The 5,008-nt window shown below is 39.2% G+C and carries 4 protein-coding genes and 1 pseudogene; 2 read left to right on the top strand and 3 right to left on the bottom strand.

Translation table 11 applies throughout. The features are described 5' to 3' along the window. Positions 1 to 311, bottom strand: a pseudogene (locus tag ACRCZA_RS12885) (methyltransferase); the annotation flags it as partial. 338 nt (positions 312 to 649) lie between these two features. Here ACRCZA_RS12885 and ACRCZA_RS12880 point away from each other — a divergent pair. Then, positions 650 to 910 (top strand): DUF1289 domain-containing protein, encoded by a 261-nt coding sequence (locus ACRCZA_RS12880; protein ID WP_438674820.1) that lies wholly within the window; start codon positions 650 to 652, stop codon positions 908 to 910. 126 nt (positions 911 to 1,036) lie between these two features. Here ACRCZA_RS12880 and ACRCZA_RS12875 read toward each other — a convergent pair whose 3' ends face one another. Both ACRCZA_RS12875 and ACRCZA_RS12870 read right to left on the bottom strand, forming a co-directional pair. Next, complete coding sequence (locus ACRCZA_RS12875; protein WP_438674819.1) at positions 1,037 to 1,396, bottom strand: YajD family HNH nuclease; 360 nt, start codon at positions 1,394 to 1,396, stop codon at positions 1,037 to 1,039. A gap of 366 nt (positions 1,397 to 1,762) precedes the next feature. Continuing rightward, the gene (locus ACRCZA_RS12870; protein ID WP_438674818.1) at positions 1,763 to 2,341 is read right to left on the bottom strand and encodes a DUF502 domain-containing protein; all 579 of its coding nucleotides are present in this window, start codon (positions 2,339 to 2,341) and stop codon (positions 1,763 to 1,765) included. Positions 2,342 to 2,706: 365 nt separating this feature from the next. Here ACRCZA_RS12870 and ACRCZA_RS12865 point away from each other — a divergent pair. Next, positions 2,707 to 5,008: ligand-binding sensor domain-containing protein (locus ACRCZA_RS12865; RefSeq protein ID WP_438674817.1), on the top strand; the 2,302-nt coding region annotated here is incomplete at its 3' end.

The raw sequence follows: 5,008 nt of genomic DNA, 5'->3' as shown, positions 1-5,008 counted from the left end.
CCATTATTCCGCGCAATGGGCTCAGCCAATAAACCTAACTCCCACTGCAGGCCGAGCGTCGTTAAATCTTGACGCAGTGCTGGGGCGAGTGCGTTGACCAACCGAGTCTGGTCGGCATCGAGAGTATCAATCTCGGCATCGTCAATGGCCCATATCGCCCTTGCTAAACAAGGAAAATCCGCTTCCCAGGGTAGGTTCTTTGCTTCAAAGGCCTGCACTTGCCACAGGGCGCAGCTCTGCTCAAGCAATTGATTGATTTGGCTGAACTGCTGCTGATATTGATGACCATTGTTAACGTTAATTTGACTCACCCTTTCTCAAATATAAATAAGAGCGGCTCAATGCGTGGCCTAATGCTCAAAAGTTGATGTTAATAGAAAATAGTTAATGCTGCGGCACTCGTCGTTAACCTTATTTGCAATGAATATCGCTTGGCGTTAACGCCTACTTGAGTGAACGTCGCTTGCGTTAAGTTTGCCTGAGCGGCAACGCGCTAAGCGATGTTAACCCAAGGCGGTCAAGCTCAGACACCTGCATGCACCATGCATGAGCTTATATTGAAAAGAAAATTAAGCTAAACTGCCCTAAATCAACGGTAAAGTTAACTGAAATACAACAACGTTAAGCCAAATTAAGCGATGAGGCCCCTATGCTGTCACCCTGTGTTGCTCGCTGCGGATTAAACGATGAAAACTATTGCATGGGTTGCCTGCGCCATCTTGATGAAATTGTCGCTTGGCGCGATTGCAGCGAAACCGTGCAACTGGCCATCATCGCAAAGCTGCCCGCCCGCAAAGCGCGTTTTGCAGGCAAGAGCAATCAACATAGCCTAAGCCGTGCCAAGTGGATAGCGTCACAAACCCGCTTGGCGGAGCACAAACAAACATTGCCAGAACCCGACATTGACTAGCCGCCATCAGCCCGCCGCACGAACGCCTCCACGCAAAGTTTCTTAACACTAGACTAAGTGTATTGACTGAAGTTGTTATTTACCGCAGCTGTATTTACCGCAAATGCAATCTAGTGGTCAGCAGGATTATTTTTTTAGCATGGCCTTTAAATCGGCAAAGGGATTATAGGTGGCAGGCGCCTGCTTAGTCTCGGTGGTACTGCCGTAGCGGATCAACTCCTCAAAACGAGAATGTTCATTGTCATGGCAATACAAACAAAGTAGTTCCCAATTTGAGCCGTCCGTAGGATTGTTATCGTGGTTATGATCCCGATGATGTACCGTTAATTCACTGAGATTTTTAGGGGTAAATTCGCGAGTACAACGACCACAGACCCAAGGATAGAGTTTTAACGCCTGCTCGCGATACCCACTTTCACGCTTTGCTTTATACTCGCGCGCCTCTGCTAATACTTTATCTAATTTACTTTGACTTTGGACTGACATACCCGACTTCCTACAACAGACCTTAAAAATGGGATCCAAGGATAATCCGAGTTATCCCTTGGAGCAATATATCCGCCGCTTAACGGCTCATCTCGCCAGCGATACCGCGCCAAGAATGGAGTCGAGCTGAAAATATCGCCAGCCTAAGGAGTAGTGACCAATGAACAACAAAGAACGAACAAAAAGTGATTATAAACTGTGCAGAGGACTTCCATGCGCATAGCTAGGTGCCAACCATGCACACTTTCAATGACGCCAATATTACATTCTCTCAGTGTTCAACACACAAGTGCCAATGTCCCAAGCAGCCAATACCCAAGTGTTGAGTACAAAGCCCCCTCATCGTCTGTAACACAAGCAACAAGCTTAATTAGGTGTTTGCGAAATACCGGCGGTCAAATTAAAACGCATCGCCTCTTCAAATGACCAGTCCACCAGGATTAAATCTTCACGCTTGACTAAACTGGTCACCCCCGCCATTTGATAACTTAACTGAAACAACACGGGAACCCAATCCCCTTCTGGCAAGGCATCTAACAAAGGTTTAGGCGGTGTATTGGTCATAATAAAGCCCACCACATACCCACCGTTAGCTTGTCTAACTAATACGGTTTGTTGCGTATTGGGTTTTCCATCACGATTCATTAATGAGGCAATATCACGAATGCTGCCATATACCGATTTAAATAAAGGAAAGCGCATTAACTGCCGCTCAATCCAACTATAAATCCACACAATAGGACTGACTGAAAACAACAAGCCCACGATAAATACTAAGGCCACCACTAAGGAAAAACCGAGCCCCACAAATGGCGGGTTAATCCCCAATAACGCCAATAAAAATAACCCTAAACCATCTAGAGACACAAATAGCGACCAAAACAACCACAGACTAAGTGCCATTGGTAAAAGATTCATTAAGCCACGGGTCAAGGTTTTCTTCATCAGAATCTCATTTCATCCAAGTCATACATGATTTATGTGCCAGCGCGCCAGAGAACCAGGGCGCTAGAGCACGATAAATGCTACCACAATACAGTGCTAACACCACGAAGGAGTTTATTGACATCTGTGCTTACAATTCTCATCTCCCCCCCAAAAAGTCCTATCAATGACAGCGCGAGTGTCATTAATTAGCCTCAATATTCCCGCTGAAAGCATTGTAGCGACTGTGGATTGCGCAATATGCCACCATCTTCATGAAGTAAAAGCATTCTGACCATCCCTGCTTTGACAAAGCTCTCACTTTCTGGAAAAGTATGTAAAACAAATGTTTCATGGCATCATCTGGAAAACATAAGAAAAACACTATGCCTAAAGCACTCTTAAATTGCCTTATCCTTACATTTCTTCTCCTCTCAACAGCAAAAGCGCAAGACTTACCAATTGCGCTAAAAACTGAATCCTATGGCGTGCCAGAAGGGCTATCTCAAAGCACAGTTACATCTGTCGTAGAGGATAATGACGGCTATATTTGGATTGGCACGCTCAATGGATTAAATCGTTTTGATGGTGAAAAATTTAAGCATTTTTTTGAAAATGATCGCTCTGGATTATCTAGCTCCTTTATTCAAAGTTTGCTATTCGATAACAACACACTTTTGGTTGGCACCGATAAAGGGTTAAATATTTACGATCCTGAACTAGAAAACTTTAAAAAATACCCGAATGTCAATGACGCCATATGGTCAATAAATGACAACGGTGAAGTTTATACGTTAAGCACAAAAGATAAACTTATTGAAATTAAAAAAGATAACCTTGAAATAGTAAACTCTTATCAAAACAAGAACTTCGAGCCTATAAAGAAGGCCATAAAAACAAACGACGGGTATATAATAAGATACCATAATGGTGAAGTGGTAGATTTTAGAACAAATAAATCACATAAAAAAATCACATCAAAATCTATTGATATAGTCTCTTCAAAAAATGCAGTGTACTTTATAAACACTAACGGCGACCATATAAAAATCTATGAATCAAACCAGTATGCAAACAAAAACAACGCCACATCAATCATTATCAAGTATGGAAATGTTTTTGAGAAAAACTTACTAACAGAGAAAGTTAATTTTAAAGGAAGCATTTCAGATAGCAATACACTCACAGAAATATCGAATGCCTACAAAACACGTAACCATATTATAATCCCATCGTTAAACATGGGATTCACCACAATTAGTGACAATAAAAACATTATAAAATCACTAAAAAACCCCAAGGGTAACATTTGGTCAATCAGCGTATTAAACGATAATAACATTGCAATTTCAAATGATAGCAATGTTATTGAAATTTACAATAAAGACTTAATTCTAGACAAAGTAATAGACACCGAAACCTTAGGCCCTAAATACATAGTGCAAAATGAAAATAAAATCATTATTGCAACAAAATCAGGTTTACTAGAATATCACAACGGACTAAAGAAAGTAAAATTTGATGCCAATATAGTTGCTTTATTTAAAGACAAAAAAAACAATAAAATATATTTTGCAACATCAGATTCTTTACTTTATGTATTAAAAAACGAAAAAATAGAACTTATCCCTACAAAAAACAAACATGCTATATTCCAAATTCTAACAGATGAAAATGAAAAAATCTATTTAGCAACTCAAGGTGGATTGATAGTCATAGATAAAAATGGTAATGAAGACACCTTTTTTGATAGTGACTTTGTATACTGTTTAAGTAATAGTACGAACTCATTATACTTTGGTACGAGAACTGCTATTTACTCTCTCAATAAAGAAAGCATGCTTATAGAAGAAGCATATAACCCAAACAAGCCTATATACTCGCTTGCATTTGATGATAATGAAGATTTTATAGCCTCATCAATAAATGAAGTCATACTAAGTAACAAAAAAAGATTTTTCCGTTTGTCTGAAAATTATGGAAGTCAAGAAGAATACAATAGCCAAAGCGCTGTACACTGGAATGGTAACTTTTATTTAGGAGGTATATCTGGGGTTAGTGTCGTAAATAAAAACGATACAACATCTCATTTTGAAAATGAAAGTATAGAAGCCAATATCAGTGAGCTTTTGATATTCAACAAAGAAGTTAGCATTGGTAGTGATTCCTTAGAAAAAAGCATATCTAAATCACATGAAATTAAAGTAAAATATTCTGACTATCCTTTCACCCTAAAATTCAACTCACCTAAATCCAGTGAAAGAAACATAGAGTATTTTTATAATTTAGAAGGATTGTCAGACAGTTGGATCACTGCTAAAGGTACAAATTCTGCGACTTACACAAATCTATCTTCTGGCAACTATATATTTAATGTTTATGGAGAAAACCCTGTAACCAAAGATAAAGGTCCATTAAAAAGTTTAAAAATTCATGTATCACCACCATGGTGGCTATCTGATTATGCAAAAACAATCTATATCTCATTATTTTTTATAGTAACGTTCTTTTTTATAAAAGCAATTATAAGAAAAAGAGAGATTCAAAAACAAATCGCACTTAGTGAAGAACGCTTAAAACTGTCTCTATGGGGTAGTGGCGATGAAATGTGGGACTGGGATATAGAAACTGGCAATATCTTTCGCTCTAATATATGGGGAGCACTTGAATTTCCCAAGGATGGCCAGC

The sequence above is a fragment of the Shewanella sp. genome, assembly GCF_051658185.1.
Lineage (GTDB): Bacteria > Pseudomonadota > Gammaproteobacteria > Enterobacterales > Shewanellaceae > Shewanella.
The sequence above is the reverse complement of the archived record's forward strand: the minus strand, read 5'-3'. Positions and strand labels throughout refer to the sequence as shown.

Bases quoted from the DNA above. Each gene is read 5' to 3' on its own strand.
- ACRCZA_RS12870 (WP_438674818.1), bottom strand. From the start codon at position 2,341: ATGAAGAAAACCTTGACCCGTGGCTTAATGAATCTTTTACCAATGGCA.
- ACRCZA_RS12875 (WP_438674819.1), bottom strand. From the start codon at position 1,396: ATGTCAGTCCAAAGTCAAAGTAAATTAGATAAAGTATTAGCAGAGGCG.
- ACRCZA_RS12880 (WP_438674820.1), top strand. From the start codon at position 650: ATGCTGTCACCCTGTGTTGCTCGCTGCGGATTAAACGATGAAAACTAT.